The 18,985-nt window shown below is 66.9% G+C and carries 19 protein-coding genes and 1 pseudogene; 14 read left to right on the plus strand and 6 right to left on the minus strand.

Going from position 1 to position 18,985, the window contains the following annotated elements:
- Window positions 1-126 precede the first annotated feature (126 nt).
- Genes ACK4HJ_RS03950 through ACK4HJ_RS03965 form a run of 4 tightly spaced genes read left to right on the plus strand, consistent with a single transcriptional unit; the run spans window position 127 to window position 3,922 of the window.
- Entirely contained in the window at window positions 127-645 is a 519-nt protein-coding gene (locus ACK4HJ_RS03950; RefSeq protein ID WP_409827903.1) for a TRAP transporter small permease, read from the plus strand.
- Window positions 645-1,961: a TRAP transporter large permease gene (locus ACK4HJ_RS03955; RefSeq protein ID WP_409827905.1), complete on the plus strand. Its 1,317-nt coding sequence runs from the start codon at window positions 645-647 to the stop codon at window positions 1,959-1,961. Before ACK4HJ_RS03950 ends, ACK4HJ_RS03955 begins: the two co-directional genes overlap by 1 nt.
- A gap of 1 nt (window position 1,962) precedes the next feature.
- Window positions 1,963-2,949 (plus strand): Bug family tripartite tricarboxylate transporter substrate binding protein, encoded by a 987-nt coding sequence (locus ACK4HJ_RS03960; RefSeq protein WP_409827906.1) that lies wholly within the window; start codon window positions 1,963-1,965, stop codon window positions 2,947-2,949.
- Window positions 2,950-2,962: 13 nt separating this feature from the next.
- Complete coding sequence (locus ACK4HJ_RS03965) at window positions 2,963-3,922, plus strand: DUF1932 domain-containing protein (RefSeq protein WP_409827908.1); 960 nt, start codon at window positions 2,963-2,965, stop codon at window positions 3,920-3,922.
- A 124-nt stretch (window positions 3,923-4,046) separates the two neighbouring features.
- Here the strand turns inward: ACK4HJ_RS03965 and ACK4HJ_RS03970 are convergent, their stop codons facing one another.
- A complete protein-coding gene (locus ACK4HJ_RS03970; RefSeq protein ID WP_409827910.1) occupies window positions 4,047-4,997 on the minus strand; it encodes a LysR substrate-binding domain-containing protein in 951 nt (316 codons plus the stop codon).
- 184 nt (window positions 4,998-5,181) lie between these two features.
- Between ACK4HJ_RS03970 and ACK4HJ_RS03975 the strand changes: the two genes are divergently transcribed.
- From ACK4HJ_RS03975 to ACK4HJ_RS04005, 7 genes and pseudogenes are all read left to right on the plus strand, one after another.
- Window positions 5,182-5,883 carry a substrate-binding domain-containing protein gene (locus ACK4HJ_RS03975; RefSeq protein WP_409827912.1) on the plus strand — a complete coding sequence of 234 codons (702 nt, stop codon included), beginning with the start codon at window positions 5,182-5,184 and terminating at the stop codon, window positions 5,881-5,883.
- Window positions 5,884-5,918: 35 nt separating this feature from the next.
- Window positions 5,919-6,953, plus strand: coding sequence for an amidohydrolase family protein (locus ACK4HJ_RS03980; RefSeq protein WP_409827914.1), 1,035 nt, complete (start codon window positions 5,919-5,921; stop codon window positions 6,951-6,953).
- Between the two features lies 1 nt (window position 6,954).
- Window positions 6,955-7,638, plus strand: coding sequence for a 4-carboxy-4-hydroxy-2-oxoadipate aldolase/oxaloacetate decarboxylase (ligK, locus tag ACK4HJ_RS03985; protein ID WP_409827916.1), 684 nt, complete (start codon window positions 6,955-6,957; stop codon window positions 7,636-7,638).
- Between the two features lie 81 nt (window positions 7,639-7,719).
- Complete coding sequence (locus tag ACK4HJ_RS03990; protein ID WP_409827918.1) at window positions 7,720-8,637, plus strand: amidohydrolase family protein; 918 nt, start codon at window positions 7,720-7,722, stop codon at window positions 8,635-8,637.
- Between the two features lies 1 nt (window position 8,638).
- Window positions 8,639-9,007: pseudogene (gene ligA / locus ACK4HJ_RS03995) on the plus strand (protocatechuate 4,5-dioxygenase subunit alpha); the annotation flags it as partial.
- 99 nt (window positions 9,008-9,106) lie between these two features.
- Window positions 9,107-10,021 carry a class III extradiol dioxygenase subunit beta gene (locus tag ACK4HJ_RS04000; protein ID WP_409828092.1) on the plus strand — a complete coding sequence of 305 codons (915 nt, stop codon included), beginning with the start codon at window positions 9,107-9,109 and terminating at the stop codon, window positions 10,019-10,021.
- 13 nt (window positions 10,022-10,034) lie between these two features.
- Entirely contained in the window at window positions 10,035-10,988 is a 954-nt protein-coding gene (locus ACK4HJ_RS04005) for a Gfo/Idh/MocA family oxidoreductase (RefSeq protein ID WP_409827920.1), read from the plus strand.
- Between the two features lie 80 nt (window positions 10,989-11,068).
- Here ACK4HJ_RS04005 and ACK4HJ_RS04010 read toward each other — a convergent pair whose 3' ends face one another.
- From ACK4HJ_RS04010 to ACK4HJ_RS04020, 3 genes are all read right to left on the minus strand, one after another.
- Window positions 11,069-11,674 (minus strand): ATP-dependent Clp protease proteolytic subunit, encoded by a 606-nt coding sequence (locus ACK4HJ_RS04010; RefSeq protein ID WP_409827922.1) that lies wholly within the window; start codon window positions 11,672-11,674, stop codon window positions 11,069-11,071.
- Between the two features lie 73 nt (window positions 11,675-11,747).
- Window positions 11,748-13,064 carry a flavin-dependent oxidoreductase gene (locus ACK4HJ_RS04015; RefSeq protein ID WP_409827923.1) on the minus strand — a complete coding sequence of 439 codons (1,317 nt, stop codon included), beginning with the start codon at window positions 13,062-13,064 and terminating at the stop codon, window positions 11,748-11,750.
- A 104-nt stretch (window positions 13,065-13,168) separates the two neighbouring features.
- On the minus strand, window positions 13,169-13,663 hold the full coding sequence (locus ACK4HJ_RS04020) for a hypothetical protein (RefSeq protein WP_409827925.1): 495 nt from the start codon (window positions 13,661-13,663) through the stop codon (window positions 13,169-13,171).
- Between the two features lie 331 nt (window positions 13,664-13,994).
- On the opposite strand from ACK4HJ_RS04020, the gene ACK4HJ_RS04025 reads away from it, so the two are divergent.
- Entirely contained in the window at window positions 13,995-14,843 is an 849-nt protein-coding gene (locus ACK4HJ_RS04025; RefSeq protein WP_409827927.1) for an RNA polymerase sigma factor, read from the plus strand.
- 75 nt (window positions 14,844-14,918) lie between these two features.
- Here ACK4HJ_RS04025 and ACK4HJ_RS04030 read toward each other — a convergent pair whose 3' ends face one another.
- Both ACK4HJ_RS04030 and wrbA read right to left on the minus strand, forming a co-directional pair.
- Window positions 14,919-16,142, minus strand: a complete 1,224-nt coding sequence (locus ACK4HJ_RS04030; RefSeq protein WP_409827929.1) for a CynX/NimT family MFS transporter — start codon at window positions 16,140-16,142, stop codon at window positions 14,919-14,921.
- A complete protein-coding gene (wrbA, locus tag ACK4HJ_RS04035; RefSeq protein WP_409828094.1) occupies window positions 16,139-16,771 on the minus strand; it encodes an NAD(P)H:quinone oxidoreductase in 633 nt (210 codons plus the stop codon). Before wrbA ends, ACK4HJ_RS04030 begins: the two co-directional genes overlap by 4 nt.
- Window positions 16,772-16,914: 143 nt before the next feature.
- Between wrbA and ACK4HJ_RS04040 the strand changes: the two genes are divergently transcribed.
- Window positions 16,915-17,871 carry a LysR family transcriptional regulator gene (locus ACK4HJ_RS04040; protein ID WP_409827930.1) on the plus strand — a complete coding sequence of 319 codons (957 nt, stop codon included), beginning with the start codon at window positions 16,915-16,917 and terminating at the stop codon, window positions 17,869-17,871.
- A 29-nt stretch (window positions 17,872-17,900) separates the two neighbouring features.
- Window positions 17,901-18,920 (plus strand): aldo/keto reductase, encoded by a 1,020-nt coding sequence (locus tag ACK4HJ_RS04045; protein ID WP_409827932.1) that lies wholly within the window; start codon window positions 17,901-17,903, stop codon window positions 18,918-18,920.
- Window positions 18,921-18,985 lie beyond the last annotated feature (65 nt).

Consider the following 18,985-nt stretch of genomic DNA (forward strand, 5'->3'; position numbering starts at 1 on the left):
CCGGCCCCTGGGCCCCATCGGCCGTCCTTGTGAACATGCTTTCCAGGGGCGGCTTTTTACTGCGCCGGTGCGGCGGCATGGGTTCACAATGCCCGTCACACCAGCCCCCTCCAGGAAGACCTGCGCATGATTGCATTCATCTACCGGCTGGCCCGTTGGTCGGCCATTGTGGGCGGCCTCGTGCTGGTTGCGCTCACCCTCATGAGCGTGGCCAGCATCACGGGCCGCGCGCTCATCGGAATGGGCCTCGGGCCCGTGCCCGGCGACTTCGAGCTGGTTGAAATGGGCACGGCCGTGGCCGTGCTGTTCTTCCTGCCCTGGACCTACCTGAAAGGCGGCCACGCCACGGTGGACCTGCTCTACTCCCACCTGCCTGCATGGGCCCAGCGCGCCGTGGTGCTGATGGCCGACCTGCTCATGCTCGCCGTCTGGCTGCTGCTGACCTGGAAGCTGTACGAAGGCATGCTGGAAAAGAAGCAGTACATGGAAACCACCTTCATCGTGCAGATGCCGCTGTGGTGGGGCTACGCGGCCTGCCTGGTGGGCGCGGTGATCGGGTGCCTGGCCTACCTGGCGCGCACCGCCACGCTACTGGGCCTGGGCAAGGAGCCTGCGGGCTGGACAACGGAAGCGGGAGCGCATTGATGAGTGGTTTTGAACTTGCCGCATGGTCGTTCCCGATCCTGCTGCTGCTAATCTTTGTGCGCATTCCCATCGGCCTGGCCATGCTGGTCTGCGGCCTGGTAGGCGCTTGGCTGATTTACGGCAACACGGCGCCGGTCCTCAACCAGCTCAAGCAGGTCACGTACAGCACTTTTTCCAACTACTCGCTATCGGTCATCCCGCTCTTCCTGTTGATGGGGCAGTTTGCAGCGCTGGGCGGCCTGTCGCAGGCGCTGTTCAAGGCGGCCGAGGCCTGGATTGGCCACCGCAAGGGCGGTGTGGCCATGGCAGCCGTGGGCGCGTGCGCAGGCTTTGGTGCCATCTGCGGCTCGTCGCTGGCCACGGCTGCCACCATGGGCCAGGTGGCCCTGCCTGAACTGAAGAAGGCAGGGTACGCGGGCGGCATCTCCACCGCCACGCTGGCCGCAGGTGGCACGCTGGGCATCCTGATCCCGCCCTCGGTGGTGCTGGTGATCTACGCCATCCTCACCGAGCAGAACATCGCCAAGCTTTTCCTTGCCGCCTTTGTGCCCGGCATCCTGGCGGCCATCGGCTATGTCATCGTGATCGCGATCTATGCACGCATGCGCCCGCAGGAGATGGGCACGGTGGCCCCGCTGCCCATGGCCGAGCGCTGGAAGGCCACGGCCAAAGTCTGGCCCGTGCTGCTGATCTTTGTGGCGGTGGTGGGCGGCATCTACCTGGGCTTTTTCACGCCTACGGAGGGCGCGGCCGTGGGCGCGTTTGGTACAGGCCTGGCGGCCTGGCTGTCAGGCGGCCTCAACCGCAAGACGCTGGTCGGCGCGGTGATGGGCACGGCCGTGGCCACGGGCATGATCTTCATGATCGTGCTGGGTGCAGGGGTGTACAACACCTTCCTCGCGCTGTCGCAGCTGCCGCAGGAGGCCGCGCAGATGGTGGCTGGCTCGGGCCTGAGTCCCATGGTGGTGCTGGTCGGCATCCTGGTCATCTACGTGGTGCTGGGCTGCTTCATGGATTCGCTGTCCATGATCCTGCTGACCATTCCGGTGTTCTTCCCGATCGTCACCGCGCTCGACTTTGGCATGACGCCTGAGGAGTTCGCCATCTGGTTTGGCATCCTGGTGCTCATCGTGGTGGAAGTGGGCCTTATCACTCCGCCCGTGGGCATGAACCTGTTCGTCATCAACAGCATGGCCAAGGACGTGCCCATCATGGCCACCTACCGCGCCGTGCTGCCCTTTGTGGCCAGCGATTTCATCCGCACGGCCATTCTGGTGGCGTTCCCCAGCATCGTGGTGTTTGTACTGAGGTTCTGACATGCGCCGCCGCAGCGCCCTGATGCTGGGCGCCGCCAGCATGGCGCTGGCGGCGGGGGCTGCCTGGCCTGCCGCAGCGAAGGCGCAGCCGGCCTATCCGGCCAAGCCGGTGCGCATCGTGGTGCCTTTTGCAGCCGGCGGCGTCGGCGACCTGACTGCGCGCGCCGTGGCCAGCGCCCTGGCCGAGCGGCTGGGCCAGCCCGTTGTCATTGACAACCGCCCCGGTGCGGGCGGTGTGGTGGCGGCCGACACCATAGCCCGCGCCGAGCCCGACGGGCACACGCTGTTCCTCATGTCCAACGGCACGGCCGTCTCGGCCGGCCTTTTCAAGACCTTGCCTTACGACACGGTGGCTGACTTTGCGCCCATCAGCACGCTGGGTGTGTTTGACATCGCGGTACTGGTGCCGGCGGACTCGCCGCACCGCACCCTGTCGCAGTTGCTGGCGCATGCGCGCGCGCAACCGGGCAGCGTCAACATCGGCAGCATCAACATGGGCAGCTCCCAGCACCTGGCGGCCGAACTGTTCAAGAGCAGTGCAGGCATCGACGCCCTGGTGGTGCCGTTCAACGGAACGCCAGCGCTCATCACGGCACTGCGTGGTCGCCAGGTGGACGTGGGGGTGGAGATCCTGGGACCCGCATTGCCGCAGGTGCGCGCGGGCGCGCTGCGCGTCCTGGCCGTCACGGGCGAGCGCCGCTCCGACATGTTGCCCGACGTGCCCACCGCGGTGGAGCAGGGTGTGAAGGGCTTTGTAGCCACCTCGTGGAACGCACTGGCCGCCCCAGCGCGCACCCCACGTGCCGTGGTCGACCGGCTGCAACGCGAGATCGCCGCCGCGGTGGCCAGCCCGGCGGTGCAGCAGCAGCTGCGCGCGCTCAACGTCGTGCCGCGCACCTCCACGCCGGAGGAAACCAGCGCACTGCTCAAGGCCGACATCGGCCGCTGGCGTGCCGTGATCGAGCGCGCGGGCATTCCCCTTCAATAAACCCGACCGCGCCATGCAGACTCCTGAGCGACAAGACCAGCATCACCCCGTTGTAGAACGCCTGGGCATCGTGGGCTACGGCGAAGTCGGCCGCATTTTTGCGGCTGGGCTGCTTGCACGCGGCGTGAACGCTGTGGCAGCGTGGGACCTGAAATTCGCTGCACCTGCGCAGCAGTCCGAACCGGTGGCCCACGCGCGGGATGCCGGCGTGCGCGCTGCCGATAACGTGGGCGGCCTGTGCAGCGGACGCCAGCTCATCGTGTCGGCCGTCACGGCCAGCAACACCCTCGCTGTGGCCGAGGCAGTGGCGCTGCACATCGCGCCGGGCACTTTCTTCCTCGACCTCAATTCCGCGTCGCCGGGCACCAAGCAGCACGCTGCGCAATGCATCGAAGCCGCGGGCGGTCGCTATGTGGAGGCCGGCGTGATGACTTCGGTGCCGCCCTACGGCATTGCCGTTCCCATGCTGCTGAGTGGCCCGCACGCGCAGGCGTTGGCGCCCGTGCTGCAGGCCTGGGGCATGGACGCTACCCCCGTCAGCGACGAGTTGGGCGTAGCCAGCGCCATCAAGATGTGTCGCAGCATCATGATCAAGGGTCTGGAGGCGTTGGTGATCGAAAGCTATGCCACCGCCCGCCAGTACGGGGTGGAAGACCACGTGCTGCCAACACTGGCCGAGACCTTCCCCTCCATCGACTGGCACGCGCAGGGCCGTTACTTCTTCAGCCGCGTGGTGCAGCATGGCCAGCGCCGCGCCGAAGAGATGCGCGAATCCGCCCGCACGGTGCAAGAGGCCGGCATGGCCCCGTTGATGGCCTCGGCCATTGCGGACAAACAGCAATGGGTGGCCAACCTGGCGCGCACCCGGGTGTTTGCAGATTTGCCGAAGGACGCACTGTGGCAGGACTATGCGGACCGGCTTCTGGGCAGTTTGCCGCCATCCGATACCAAGGTCTCCCGCGGTTCACCCTGAGCCCGTAGGTCGGGTTAGCGCAGCGTGAGCCGACGCAAACGCCGCGAGCTTGCACGCTGTCGGGTTACGCCCTTTGGGCTAACCCGACCTACCCCTGCTGCGCGAGCACCGCGTGTACAGGGCCTCAGCCCGGCGCCTTGTACAACGCCAGCAACGTTGTCCGAATCAACTCCGCCATCGCCTGCTGTGTCAGCGTGGCCGGGCGCTGCGAGCTCACCGCCAGATAGAGCTTGCTGCGCAGGCGGGTGGTGTTGTCGCCCACGCCTTCCCCGTCACCACTGGCGCCGTGGATGGGCCGGGTGCTGAAAACCTCGGCCTTGCCGGACGTGGTGACGGCGTTCATCGGCAGCACTGCACAGCCCGCGCCATCCGCCACCAGGTCCAGGATGGCAGCCACACCGTCGATCTCAAGATTGATCTGCGGGCGCTTTCCGCGCGCAGCCAGTTCCGACTCGACCAGCATGCGGATGGAGTTGGGCCGCGTGGGAATGACAAGCGGAAAACGCGGCAGCTCGCCCAATGGCACGGGCGCTTCCGTGTCGGCATCTTCCTGGCCCGCGGCGCGCCGCTGCACCAAGATCAGGTCTTCCTCTAGCAGCGCGGTGATCTCGATGCCCGGCGCGGGCGCTGTGTTGTACAGCAGCGCAATGTCCAAAAGGCCGGTGGTCAGCGACTCTCGCATGGCCACCGACAGCCCCTCGCTGATGGCCAGCGCCGCATCGGGCAGCTTCACGCGGAAGGCGCGGGTGAGCGGCACGGTCAGCACCTTGGCGATGCTGGGCGGCAGGCCAATGGCCACGCGTCCGGCCAGCGCACCGCGCACACGGCCCAGTTCTTCGCGCGCGCGGTCCACCTGGTGGAGGATGCCGCGGCCGTGTTCCAGCAGCAGCTTGCCCGCCTCGGTGGGCGTGGCGCCCCGGCCGTTGCGCACCAGCAGGTTCTGGCGCAGTTCAACCTCCAGCAGGCGCACCTGGCGGCTCAGCGCGGGCTGGGCCACGTCCAGCACCACCGAGGCACGCGTGAAGCTGCCCAGCTCGGCCACGCGCACAAAGTATTCGATCTGCTTGAGGTCCATCCGCCGGCCTTAATTGCAATAACTCTGGTTCAACAATCGCGGAATGATATAGCTGGTAGTGCAGGTGCCGACTTCATGAACCCGGCCCCGCTCTCCACAATCGGTGCCATAGAAAGCCCAAGCCGCCTGCCTGTGCCGTCCCTTGCCGACGAGACCGGGCAGGCACGGCAGGAGACAACCACCCATGACCACCCCCCCGCCGCTGCGCGGCATCTCTTCCATGGCCACCCGCCAGGTGCTGGCCGATCTGACGGCGGCCTACGCCGCCAGCGCCCCCGGGGCGGGCCCGGTGCAGATCGAATCGGTGGGCGGTGTGGACGCCGCCAAGCGCGTGGCCGGCGGTGAAGCCTTCGACGTGGTCATCCTTGCTTCGGACGCCATCGACAAGCTCATGGCCGCGGGCCACCTGCTGCCCGGCAGCAAGGTGGACTGGGTGCACTCCGGCGTGGCCGTGGCCGTGCCTGCGGGGGCACCGCTGCCCGACCTCAGCACCGAAGACGCTGTGCGCGATGCCGTGCTGGCTGCGCCCAGCATCAGCCTGTCCACCGGACCCAGCGGCGTGGCGCTGGCCAAGCTGTTTGAGCGCTGGGGCATTGCCGAGCAGATCGCACCGCGCATGGTGCAGGCGCCGCCCGGCGTGCCCGTGGGCTCGCTGGTGGCCAAGGGCGAAGTGGCGCTGGGCTTTCAGCAGCTGAGCGAGCTGCTGCATGTGCAGGGCATCCAGGTCGCGGGCCCGCTGCCACCGGCCATCCAGATCACCACCACGTTTTCCGCGGGCATCGGCGCGTTGTCGCAGCAGGTCGATGCGGCGCGTGCGCTGCTGGCCTACCTGGCATCTCCCGCCGCCGCCCAAGCCAAACGCAAGCAGGGCATGGACGCCGCATGACCCCGACACTACAACACTTCCGAGGAGAACATCCCATGAGCCTCATCATCGACTGCCACGGCCACTACACCACGGCCCCCAAGGCGCTGGAGAACTGGCGCAATGCGCAGATCGCCGGCATCAAAGACCCATCGGCCATGCCTAAAGTGGCCGACCTGCATATCAGCGATGACGAACTGCGCGAATCCATCGAGACCAACCAGCTCAAGCTGATGAAAGAGCGCGGCAGCGACATCACGCTGTTCAGCCCGCGCGCGAGCTTCATGGCCCACCACATTGGCGACTTCAATGTATCGAGCACCTGGGCGGCCATCTGCAACGAACTCTGCTACCGCGTCTCCACGCTGTTCCCCGACCACTTTGTGCCCGTGGCGATGCTGCCGCAAAGCCCCGGCGTGGATCCCGCCACCTGCATCCCTGAGCTGGAAAAGTGCGTGCACGTATACGGCGCCGTGGGCATCAACCTGAACCCCGACCCCTCTGGCGGCCACTGGACCAGCCCGCCGCTGACCGACAGGCACTGGTACCCCATCTACGAAAAGATGGTGGAGTACGACCTGCCCGCCATGATCCACGTGAGCACCAGCTGCAATGCGTGCTTCCACACCACCGGCGCGCACTACCTGAACGCCGACACCACGGCCTTCATGCAGCTCATCCAGGGCGACCTGTTCAAGGACTTCCCCACGCTCAAGTTTTTGATTCCGCATGGCGGTGGCGCGGTGCCTTACCACTGGGGCCGCTTCCGGGGTCTGGCGCAGGAGATGAAGAAGCCCCTGCTGCAGGAGCACCTGCTGAACAACGTGTTCTTTGACACCTGCGTGTACCACCAGCCGGGCATCGACCTGCTCAACACCGTGATCCCGGTGAAGAACGTGCTGTTTGCCAGCGAGATGATCGGCGCGGTGCGCGGCATCGACCCCACCACCGGACACTACTACGACGACACCAAGCGCTACATCGAGGCCTCCACCATCCTGAGCGCCGACGACAAGCACCAGATCTACGAAGCCAACACGCGCCGCGTGTTCTCCCGACTCGATTCACGCCTGAAGGCAAAGGGGCTCTGACATGTACGAGCTAGGCGTTGTCTACCGCAACATCACCCGCGCCGACCGCGCAGCCGCCGATGGGCTTGCAGCCCTCGGCTCGGCCACCGTGCACGAGGCCATGGGCCGCGTGGGCCTGCTCAAGCCTTATATGCGTCCCATCCAGAGCGGCGTGCAGGTCAGCGGCACGGCCGTCACCGTGCTGCTGCATCCGGGCGACAACTGGATGATGCACGTGGTGGCCGAGCAGATCCAGCCCGGCGACATCGTGGTGGCGGCCATCACGGCCGAGTGCACCGACGGCTACTTTGGCGATCTGCTGGCCACGTCCTTCCAGGCGCGCGGCGCACGGGCACTCATCATCGACGCGGGCGTGCGCGATGTGAAGACGCTGAACGAGATGAACTTCCCGGTGTGGAGCAAGTGCATCTCCAGCAAGGGCTGCATCAAGGCCACCATCGGCTCGGTCAACATCCCCGTGGTGTGCGCGGGCCAGCTCGTCACGCCCGGCGATGTGATCGTGGCCGACGACGACGGCATCGTGTGCGTGCCCGCCGCCCGTGCAGTGCAGACGCTGGAAGCCGCGCAAAAACGCGAAAGCTTTGAAGGCGAAAAGCGCGCCAGGCTGGCCAGCGGTGTGCTGGGCCTCGACATGTACAAGATGCGCGAGCCGCTGGCGGCCGCGGGGCTCAGGTACATCGATTGAAAACGGAATTTTCAAGCCAAATTGACCGCCAGCGCCTATCCATCAGGCGCTGGCAGCTATCAAATTCATAGTTCATAAGTCATGAGCGAATTCACCAAAACCCCCGGCTGGCTCGACTGGTACGTCAGCCCCGCCAAGCCCCGCTTCCAGGTGCCCGCCGGTGCGGTGGACGCGCACTGCCACGTGTTTGGCCCCGGCGCCGAGTTCCCCTACGCGCCCGAGCGCAAGTACACGCCCTGCGATGCCAGCAAGCAGCAGCTCTTTGCGCTGCGCGACCACCTGGGTTTTGCCCGCAACGTGATCGTGCAGGCCACCTGCCACGGCGCCGACAACCGCGCCATGGTGGATGCGTGCCTGGCCAGTGGCGGCATGGCGCGCGGCGTGGCCACGGTGCGCCGGTCCGTCACCGACGACGAACTGCAGCAGCTGCACGCGGCCGGCGTGCGCGGCGTGCGCTTCAACTTCGTCAAGCGCCTGGTGGACTTCACACCCAGGGACGAGCTGATGGAGATTGCCGGCCGCATCGCCAAGCTGGGCTGGCACGTGGTCATCTACTTCGAGGCGGTGGACCTGCCCGAGCTGTGGGACTTCTTCACCAGCCTGCCCACCACCGTGGTGGTGGACCATATGGGCCGCCCGGACGTGAGCAAGCCCATCGACGGGCCGGAGTTCCAGCTGTTCCTGAAATTCATGCGCGAGCACACCAATGTGTGGAGCAAGGTCAGCTGCCCCGAGCGCCTGTCCGCCACCGGCCCCAAGGCGCTGAACGGCGAGCAGAACGCCTACCAGGACGTGGTGCCGTTCGCCCGCAAGGTGGTCGAGGAATTCCCCGACCGCGTGCTGTGGGGCACCGACTGGCCGCACCCCAACCTCAAGGACCACATGCCCGACGATGGCCTGCTGGTGGACTTCATCCCCCACATCGCGCCCACGGCGGAGCTGCAGCGCAAGCTGCTGGTCACCAACCCCATGAAGCTTTACTGGCCAGAAGAGGTCTGACATGCCACTCGACAAACCCTACAAGGACGTGCCCGGCACGACCATCTTCGACGCCGACCAGAGCCGCAAGGGCTACTGGCTCAACCAGTTCTGCATGAGCCTGATGAAGGCCGAGAACCGCGCGCGCTTCAAGGCCGACGAAGACGCCTACCTGGCCGAATGGCCCATGACCGACGAGCAGAAGGCGGCGGTGCGTGCGCGCGACCTGAACTGGGCCATGCGCACCGGCGGCAACATCTACTTCCTGGCCAAGCTGGGCGCGACGGACGGCCTGTCGTTCCAGCAGATGGCGGGCAGCATGACCGGCATGAGCGAGCAGCAATACCGCGACATGATGATTGCCGGCGGCCGCAGCCCCGAAGGCAACCGCTACCTGGGCGAAGGCGGCAACGCGCAGGGCCCCGCCGCGCAATCCGAGGCGTGGAAAGCCTGGGAGCTGACGCACCAGGAAGCCCTGGCCGCGCAGATCCTGGGCGACCACGCCGCGCGCCAGACAGCCGCTACCGACGGTGCCGCAGGCGCGGGCCACGCGCGAATCACCGCCTCCGTCTACACCTCGCACGTGCCCGCCATTGGCGCCGCCATCGACCTGGGCAAGACCGGCGAACCGTATTGGCAGCCGCTGTTCGCGGGCTACGAGCCGTCCAAGAAGTGGATGGAGGCCAACCGCCCCGACGTGGTCTTCCTGGTCTACAACGACCACGCCACCAGCTTTGACCTGGGGATGATTCCCACTTTTGCCATCGGCACCGCCGCCGAGTTCGAGCCCGCCGACGAAGGCTACGGCCCGCGCCCCGTGCCCAAGGTGATGGGGCACCCCGAGCTGGCTTCGCACATCGCGCAGTCGGTCATCCAGCAGGACTTTGACCTCACCATCGTCAACGAACTGCAGGTGGACCACGGCCTCACCGTGCCCATGAACCTGCTCTTCGGTTCGCCCGAGGCTTGGCCCGTCAAGGTCATCCCGTTCGCCGTCAACGTGGTGCAGTACCCCGTGCCCTCGGGTGCGCGCTGCTTTGCACTCGGCCAGGCCATCCGCCGCGCCATCGAGTCGTTCGATGCGCCGCTCAAGGTGCAGATCTGGGGCACGGGCGGCATGAGCCACCAGCTGCAGGGCCCGCGCGCCGGCCTCATCAACAAGGAATGGGACAACAAGTTCCTCGACCGTCTCATCGCCGAGCCCGCCGAGCTGGCCAAGGTGCCGCACATCGAATACGTGCGCGAAGCCGGCAGCGAAGGCATCGAGCTGGTGATGTGGCTGATCGCCCGCGGCGCCATGAGCGACGTGGCGGGCACCGGCCCCGCGCCCAAGGTGGTGCACCGCTTCTTCCACGTGCCCGCCAGCAATACGGCGGTGGGGCACCTGATCCTCGAAAACCAGTAAAGGAACCTTCACCATGACCATCAAAGTCGCTCTCGCTGGCGCTGGTGCCTTCGGCATCAAGCACCTGGACGGCATCCAAAACATCGACGGCGTCGAAGTCGTCTCCCTCATCAGCCGCGACTTGGCCAAGACCCAGGAAGTGGCCGACAAGTACGGGATCAAGCACGTCACCACCGACCTGGCCGACAGCCTGGCCATCAAGGAAGTGGACGCCGTGATCCTGTGCACGCCCACGCAGATGCACGCCGGCCAGACCATCGCCTGCCTGGAAGCGGGCAAGCACGTGCAGGTCGAGATCCCGCTGTGCGACGTGCTGGCCGATGGCGAGAAGGTCGTCGCCCTGCAAAAGCAGACCGGCCTGGTCGCCATGTGCGGCCACACCCGCCGCTTCAACCCCAGCCACCAGTACGTGCACCAAAAGATCCAAGCGGGCGAATTCAACATCCAGCAAATGGACGTGCAGACCTACTTCTTCCGCCGCACGAACATGAACGCCCTGGGCCAGCCCCGCAGCTGGACGGACCACCTGCTGTGGCACCACGCTGCGCACACCGTGGACCTGTTCGCCTACCAGGCGGGCAGCCCCATCGTGAAGGCCAACGCCATCCAGGGCCCCATCCACAAGGACCTGGGCATCGCCATGGACATGAGCATCCAGCTCCAGGCGGCCAACGGCGCCATCTGCACGCTCTCCTTGAGCTTCAACAACGATGGCCCGCTGGGCACCTTCTTCCGCTACATCGGCGACACGGCCACCTACATCGCGCGCTACGACGACCTGGTGAACGGCAAGGAAGAGAAGATCGATGTGAGCAAGGTGGATGTGTCGATGAACGGCATCGAGCTGCAGGACCGCGAGTTCTTCGCCGCCATCCAGGAAGGCCGCGAGCCCAACGCCAGCGTGGCGCAGGTGCTGCCTTGCTACCAGGTGCTGCACCAGCTGGAGCAGCAGCTCAACGCAGGCTGATTTCAAGCCAAATAGGCTGCTAGCGCTTATCCATAAAGCGCTGGCAGCTATCAATTTAATAGTTTTTGGCGGGCGTCACGTCATCCTCGCAGCTGCGCCTTGTGCTCGATGATGCGCGACACCAGTCCATAGTCCACCGCCTCCTCGGCCGACAGCCAGCGGTCCCGCTCGATGTCGGCCAGCACCACCTCCAGCGGCTTGCCGGTCTCGCGGGCGATGGTGCGTGCAATGCGCTCACGCGCCTTCACGATCTCGCGCGCCTGGATGGCAATGTCGCTGGCCGGGCCGCCCGCACCGCCGCTGGGCTGGTGGATCAGAAAGCGGGTGTTGGGCAGGCACACCCGCCGCTCGCGCGGCGCCGCCAGGTACAGGTGCGCGGCGGCGCTGCCCACCCAGCCGGTGCCGATCATGTTGACCGGCGCGGTGATGAAGCGCACCAGGTCGTGCAGGGTGTCGCCCGACTCCAGGTGTCCGCCGGGTGAGCTGACCAGCACATCGATGGGCTCGGCGCTGTCGGCGTCCAGCGCAATCAGCCGCCGCGCCACGTCGGCGGCCAGGGTGTCGGTGATGGTGCCGAAGACGAGCAGGGTGCGCGCCTTGAAGGCTTTCTCTTCCAGGTACGAGGTCCGCGGCTCGGTGCTGAGCGTGGGGCCGGAGGGCGGAGCGGGGTGGTCTGGCGTGTCCATGAGTGGTAAGTCCTTGCAGAGAGTGATAGGACTGCCATGACGAACGAGACGCGCCGCGCGTGACAAGTGCCTGTCAGCCTAACGCGACGCGCTTCCCCGGCGCAATGGTTTGCGGCGCGGCATTCAGCGTCTCGATGGCAAACCCCGCCGCCGCCTTGTACCGGGCCATGAAGCCCTCGCGCTCCTCGCGCGGTAGCACGTCGTCAATGTGGTCGAAGACACCGCCGCAGCGCTCGTCCACCAGCCCCAGCAGGCCAAAGGGGCCGGAGCCCCGGTTGCGCAGCACCAGCGCCGAGATGTCCTTGCACAGCTTGTCGTCATAGGCGCGCAGCGCCTGCGGGCCCACGCTATGCGCGATGAACTGTGCGCCCAGCACGCGCGCATCCACGATGGCCTGGCTGGCGCCGTTGGAGCCCACGGGGTACATCACGTGCGCCGCATCGCCCAGCAGCGCCACGCGGCCGTCCACCCAGGTGGGCACGGGGTCGCGGTCGATCATGGGGTACTCAAAAATGTCCTTGGCGCCGCGCAGCATGGCGGGCACGTCCAGCCAGCTGTAGTTCCAGCCCTCAAAGTGGTGCGCGAATTCCTCCAGCGCCACGCGCCGGTTCCAGTCGCCCTGCTGCCAGCCGCCCTGGTTGTCCACCGTGATCTCGGCGATCCAGTTGATGGTGGCGAGGCCCGTGGCCGGGTCGGGCGGCGTGATGGGGTAGAACACCACGCGGTGCCGCAGCGAGCCCACGCCCACAAAAGACGCACCGGTGCGCACCGGCACCCCCGGCGTGGTGCCCCGCCACATGATGGCGCCGCCCCACTGGATGGGCGGCTGCGTGGGGTGCATCTGCGCCCGCACGGCCGAGTGCAGGCCATCGGCGGCTATTAGCAGCGATCCGTCCACTTCCCGGCGTTCACCGTCGCGTGTTTCGATGATCGCCGTCACACCATCGGCATCTTGCCGGTAGCCCACCACCCGCTGTCCCAATTGCACGGCATCGTCGCCCACGCGCTCTCGCACGGCGTTGAACAGCATCATCTGCAGCTGCCCCCGGTGCACCGAATACTGCGGCCAGTGGTAGCCCGCCGCGAGGCCGCGCGGCTCGGCATACACGTCGTTCCCGTTGCGCCCCACCAGCGCCCACTCGCGCGCCTGTAGGCCAATGGTGTCCAGCACCTCATTGCCAAAGCCCAGGTCGTGCAGTTCGCGCACGGCGTTAGGCTGCAGGTTGATGCCCACGCCCAGCGGCTGCAGCTCGGGCACCGCTTCAAAGACGACGCAGGGCACGCCGATCTGATGCAGGGTGAGGGCAGTGGCCATGCCACCGATGCCGCCACCGGCGATCAGCACGGGGCGGGGGGAAGAGGGGTTTGGAGAAGTGGGGATGCCAGACATGCCGGGATTGTCCATGCAATGGCTGGCGAGGGGAGTCGCGGACGGGCGGGTAGTCTGGCGGTCGCTGGGCAGCGCTTTGGGGTGAGAACGATCGGTCAGATCAACTACTTAGCGCCATTGAGGTAAGAGGATGCGCCCTCACACGGCGCATGCCGAGCAGCAAGCGACGCGAGGCAGCTGACTTGCCAGGAGAACTCAGGTTGGAACGACTCAAGGTCAGAGACTGCGCCGTAGCCGCCCTGACCATAGACCGAGGCGTACGCCGCATACTCCGCCGCCTGCAATGCCTTGCCGCACAGCGCGTTGGCAACTGCATACGTGGCGGATACTGCCGCATGCCCGCAGCCGTCGATGGACCTGGAACCTTGGTGCTGATTCGCAAGCCGAACAGCATCGGTGGCCGTGCTTTCCAACTGCGCGCGACTGAGAGTGCCATCAAGGTAGTGGCCGAGCGCCGCGAGGCACGCCAGCGCCGCCGGTTCCTCCAACAGGTGCTTCACTCTGAGCGTGCAGGCATTGCCGAATTCGAGGCGTAGGTGCTCATTGCGCGGAGCGTCGAGTTGCAGCTGCTTGGCGAGGCGATCAAGTGCTTCGTTCATAGTGACCTCCACGACGCCCGGCCTAACGTGATTTCTTCTGGAAGCGGCTTGCTGCCTGCGTTTGCGAGCGATGGTTTGATCAAACGTCCAGGTATCAAAATCCGCTACCCGTCAGGCGTCAACTCGGCAAACTATAGCTTGCAGTAGGCAGACAGCTGGATTTCCAAAACAGGGTGCAGCAATGCACTGAGAGCTTCCGGGCGGCTGCCGGGCGGCGCTTCTCAACGGCGGCTTTGGGTTCAATCCCGTCTCTCACCCCAAGGCTGCTAGCGAACTCATCACCAACTCGTGCCTCAGTACGCATCCCGCCTGTATGTGGCACCATGCCCGGATGCAAGACGACGAACACTCCGTGGCGCTCCTGGGTGCCAGCCGCAGTGCCCTGGTCCGCGCCGCCACGCGCCTGCTGGGTCCTGCCGATGCGGAAGATGCTGTGCAGGACGCCTACGTGCGTGCATTGGAGGCCAACGCCCCTGCGCTCAACGTGGCGCAAGCCTGGCTGCTGACGGTAGTGCGCAACCTGGCCATTGATCGCCTGCGGCGGCGCCAGTGGATGGCGCAGTGGCTGGCCGAAGCAGCGCACACGGCGCGGGGAAACGCCGCTGGCAGCGTCGCACCTTCGGCGGAGGCCGATGCGGCCCTGGCGCAGCAGGCCACTTTGGCGCTGCGGCGGCTGGCGGCCTGTGTGGCGCCTGCGGAGGGCGCTGCAGTGTTGTTGCATGCGGTGTTCGATGCCAGCCATGCCGAACTCGCGAAGGCCAGTGGCCGCACTGAAGCGGCCAGCCGCCAGCAACTTCGCCGCGCGTTGCAGCGTCTGCGGCAGGTGGAGCATGAGGCCCGCAACCGCGTTGGGGGCGAAGAAGGCGACGGGCGCGATGAACCCAGCGTTACAGACTCTGCCTTGCTTCGCCTTTACCTGCAGTCGCTGCGATCGCGAGATCCGCAAAACCTGTGGGCCCTGATGCGCCAGCCGCCCGTCAGCGCGCTTGCCCTGCGCGGCACTACTGTGCAGGTCACGCGGCCCGGGCGCCCCTGTGCCCCGTGCGCTGGCACCACCGTGAGTGGCGTAGTGCAGATGGGTGGGCAACTGGGGCTGGTCCTCACGCTGGACGGGGTGCTGTTGTGTGTGGTGCCGCTGGGGCCGCATGCCGAGCAGGTGGGCGAGCCGGTGGCGGGCTAGCTAGCGCCATCGCCCTATTCTGTGTGGCTTGTTACCGCTGAAGGGGGTTTAGGCGTTTGCAGACCTGCTTGTTCCTCAGCGGGTTCGCTGTGGGATCGCGCCGCCTTCGCGCCACCGCACGACCCATGCCATCAGCAGTGCCGCAGCCACCACCCATGCCGCTGCGGCCGGCCACCCGTGGCGGGCTACCGCGGTGCCTACCAGCACAGGCCCTAGCGCCTGGCCCAGGTTGCTGCCCTGCATGAGCAGCCCCACCGCCAGCGTCGCATGGGCGGGTGTGGCCGTGACCTGCGGCACAGACGCGAGCAGACTGGAGGGCACCAGCCCGCCGGCCGCTGAAAACAGCAGGCACAACCCGAAAGAAGCCACCGGATCCAGTCCCGGCAGGAAAATGCCGAGCGCGCACACCGCCATGGCAGCGGCTGCGGTGCGTACCAACACCGCGCGGCCCACTTTCTTCAGCCAGACGCCCGCTGCCAGATTGCCCGCAATGTTGGCCGCGCTGGCGATGGCTGTCAGCAAGCCCACGGCAGCGGGGCTGGCGTGCATGCGCTCTTGCAGCAGCACGGGCAGAAAGCTGAACAGCGCAAAGAACATGAGGCTGTACAGCGCAAAGGTGGCGGCCAGGGCCAGCGGTTCGGACCGCAGCACATCCGACAGGCGCGAGCGAAGCGCGGCGGCGTCGCCGGTGCCTGCAGATGTGGATGCGCCTGCCCGTCCAGCGGCGGGCACCCGCCAGCACACCAGCGCCGCGATCACGCCCGATGCCAGGGCCGCTGCCACCCACAGCCACCGCCAGCCTCCGAGCCACGGCCCCGTCAACATGGCCAGCGCAATGCCCCCGGGCATGAAGCAGCTCCACAACGCCATGGCACGGTTGCGATCGCGCAGCAGCACCACCCGCGCGATGACGGCGGGGCCCGATACGGTGATGAGCAAAAAGCCCAATCCCTCCACCACACGCGACGCCAGCAGCATGGCAAAGCTGCCCTGCTGCGCCAGCGCCACAGCGGTACCCAGCACCGTGGCCGCAAGGCCCGCCACCAGCATCCGCCGGTCGCCCATGCGCGCCACCACGGTGCCGGCCAACACGCCCCCCACCGCACCCAGCAATGCGAAGGTGGCACCCAGCGCACCCAGCATGCCCAGGCTCAGTCCCAGGCCTGCCTGCAGCTGCATGGCAGCAATCGGCACCTTGCCCAGGTGGTAGGCCGACACCACCCCGGCCGCCACGATGGCCGCGACGGCGCGCCAGTCAGTGGTCGGCTGCACGGGCGCGATGTCGCCTTCGCGCGTCACGCTACCACCTGCGCCAGTTGTTCGGCGCCCGCCAGTGCGCGGGCAACGCGTGCCACATGGCGGCCTTGAAAGCGCGCGGCTGCCAGTTCGTTGGCGCTGGGCTGGCGGTCGCCGCCGTGCCCGTCGTCGGCCAGTGTCGATGCGCCATAGGGCGAGCCGCCCGTAATCTCGTCCATGCGCAGCTGGCCTTTGAATGTGTAAGGCAGTCCCACCACCACCATCCCCAGATGCAGCAGCACCGTGTGCGTGGACAACAGGGTGGACTCCTGCCCGCCATGCTGGCTGCCTGTGGAGGTGAAGACGCTTCCCACCTTGCCCACCAGCGCGTCGCGCGCCCACAGGCCGCCCGCCTGATCCAGAAAGTTCTTCATCTGCGCGGCCATGTTGCCAAAGCGTGTGGGCGTGCCGAGGATGATGGCGTCGTAGTCGGCCAGCTCGTTCACCGTGGCGACGGGCACGTCTGGCGTGAGCAGGTAGCCCGCCTTGCGTGCGGCCGGCTCGGGCACCAGTTCGGGCACCCGCTTGACGACGGCGTCGGCCCCGGCGTTGCGCGCGCCTTCTGCCACGGCGGACGCCATGGCGGCGATGTGTCCGTAGGACGAGTAGTAAAGAACCAGAACCTGGGTCATGGGCTGCACCTTTCGTGTGAACATGGCCAGAGTATGGGGAGTCGGAATGATCTGCGGAAGGCTTAAAATTTTGCTGATCATGATCGATGTAATAGATCAGTCTGACGCCGACCATCGCCACCATCTAACCCCCGCTTTTTTCCATGCTCGACGCGCTGACCCTCGACCAGATACGCATGTTTGTCACCGTGGCCGAGGCGGGCAGCTTTCGCTCGGGCGCCAGCCGCCTGCTGCGTGCTCAATCGGCCGTGAGCCACGCCATCGCCAACCTGGAAACCCAACTGGGCATTGCGCTGTTTGACCGCAGCGGCCACCGCCCGGTGCTCACGGCGGCGGGACTGGCTCTGCTGGAGGACGCGCGCGCCGTGCTGCTCAAGGTCGATTTCATGAAAGCCCGGGCACGCGGGCTGGGCGAGGGCGTGGAGACCGAGCTGTCGTTGGTGGTGGATACGCTGTACCCGTTGCCCGTTGTCGCCGCCGCACTGAAGGATCTGCGCGATGCGCTGCCCGCCGTGCGCCTGCGCGTGACCACCGAGCCCCTGGGCGGCCCGCTGCAGGCCCTGCGTGACAAACGCTGCGACCTGGCCATCCTGGCGGGCGAGGATTTTCTGGACCCACGCATCGAAACCGAAGCGCTGCAGCCTGTGGCCATCGTCGCGGTGGCCGCCAGGGGCCATCCGCTGGCGCGCCGCCACAAGGCCTCGCTGTCCAGCCGGGACTTGGCCGACCATCTGCAGGTGGTCCTGGAAGACCCCACGCCACTGTCTCAAGGCCGCGACTTTGGCGTGCTGTCGCCCGAAACCCTGCGGGTGGGCACGCAGGACGCCAAGCGCGCACTGATTCTGGCTGGCGTGGGCTGGGGGCGCCTGCCGCGCTGGGCGGTGGAGCGGGAGCTGGCGGACAAGCATCTGGTGTCCTTGGCAGCCAGCGCCCTGGGGCCGGCCGGGTTGGCCCACACCGCCACCTACCTGGCCCGCCGCACCGACGAGCCGCTGCGTGCGGCCGCAGCGCTGCTGCGCAGCGCATTGCAGCGCCACGCTCTTGCCGCCGATGTGCCCGCGGTCAGGCGCAAGGGCGCCCGTGGCGACGCAGTGCGCTAGCACACGAACGCTTGGCGTAAGCTTCGCCCATGCAACAACGAACCCTTGGACCCTTCTCCGTCTCGGCCATAGGCCTGGGCTGCATGAACCTGTCACACGCCTACGGTGCACCGGTGTCGCCTGAACAGGGCGAGCGCGTGCTGCTGGCCGCGCTCGATGCCGGCGTGACGCTGTTCGACACCGCAACGCTATATGGCTTTGGCGCCAACGAAACCCTGGTGGGCCGGGTGATGAAGCCGCACCGCCACCGCTTCACCCTGGCCAGCAAGTGCGGTATGCAGGGCGTGGACGTGAACGGCGACGGCAAGCTGGTGCGGGTGATCGACGGCCGCCCAGCCACCCTGCGTCAGACCTGCGAGGACAGCCTGCGCCGATTGCAGACCGATGTGATCGACCTGTACTACCTGCACCGCTGGGACAAGAAGGTGCCCATCGAAGACAGCGTGGGCGCGTTGGCCGACCTGGTGCGTGCAGGAAAGATCCGCAGCATTGGTCTGTCAGAAGTCTCGGCCGCCACGCTGCGCCGCGCGCACGCCGTACACCCCATCGCCGCCGTACAGACAGAGTATTCGCTGTGGACGCGCAACCCCGAGATTGCGGTGCTGGACGCCTGCCGCGAACTCGGCGTTGCCTTTGTGGCCTTCAGCCCCGTGGCACGAGGCTTTTTGTGCGGCGAGCTGCGTGACGTGAACACATTGGACGCTAAGGACATCCGCCGCGCCATGCCGCGTTTTGCGCCCGAGGCTTATGCCGCCAACCTGAAGCTGCTCGATGGCTGCCTGCAGGTCGCACGTGAGGCGGGTTGCACGCCAGCGCAACTGGCCCTGGCCTGGCTGCTGCACCGGGGTGAGCACATCATCCCCATTCCGGGCACCACCAGGGTCCCCCACCTGCAGGACGATCTGGGTGCCGTGAACGTGCGTCTGGATGCGTCCACCATGGCGCAGCTGGATGCGCTGATCAACCAGCGCACCGTGGTCGGCAGCCGCTACAACGCGCAGAACGCGAGTGAAGTGGACACCGAAACGTTTGAGGGCAGCGCGGCCTAAGCAAGGGCCACCGCGCAAGGGCCGCCGAGCCGCATGGGCGGCGCGTCGCTTGCGTGCGCTGGCGG

It is taken from the genome of Acidovorax sp. (genome assembly GCF_046294525.1).
GTDB lineage: Bacteria > Pseudomonadota > Gammaproteobacteria > Burkholderiales > Burkholderiaceae_C > Acidovorax.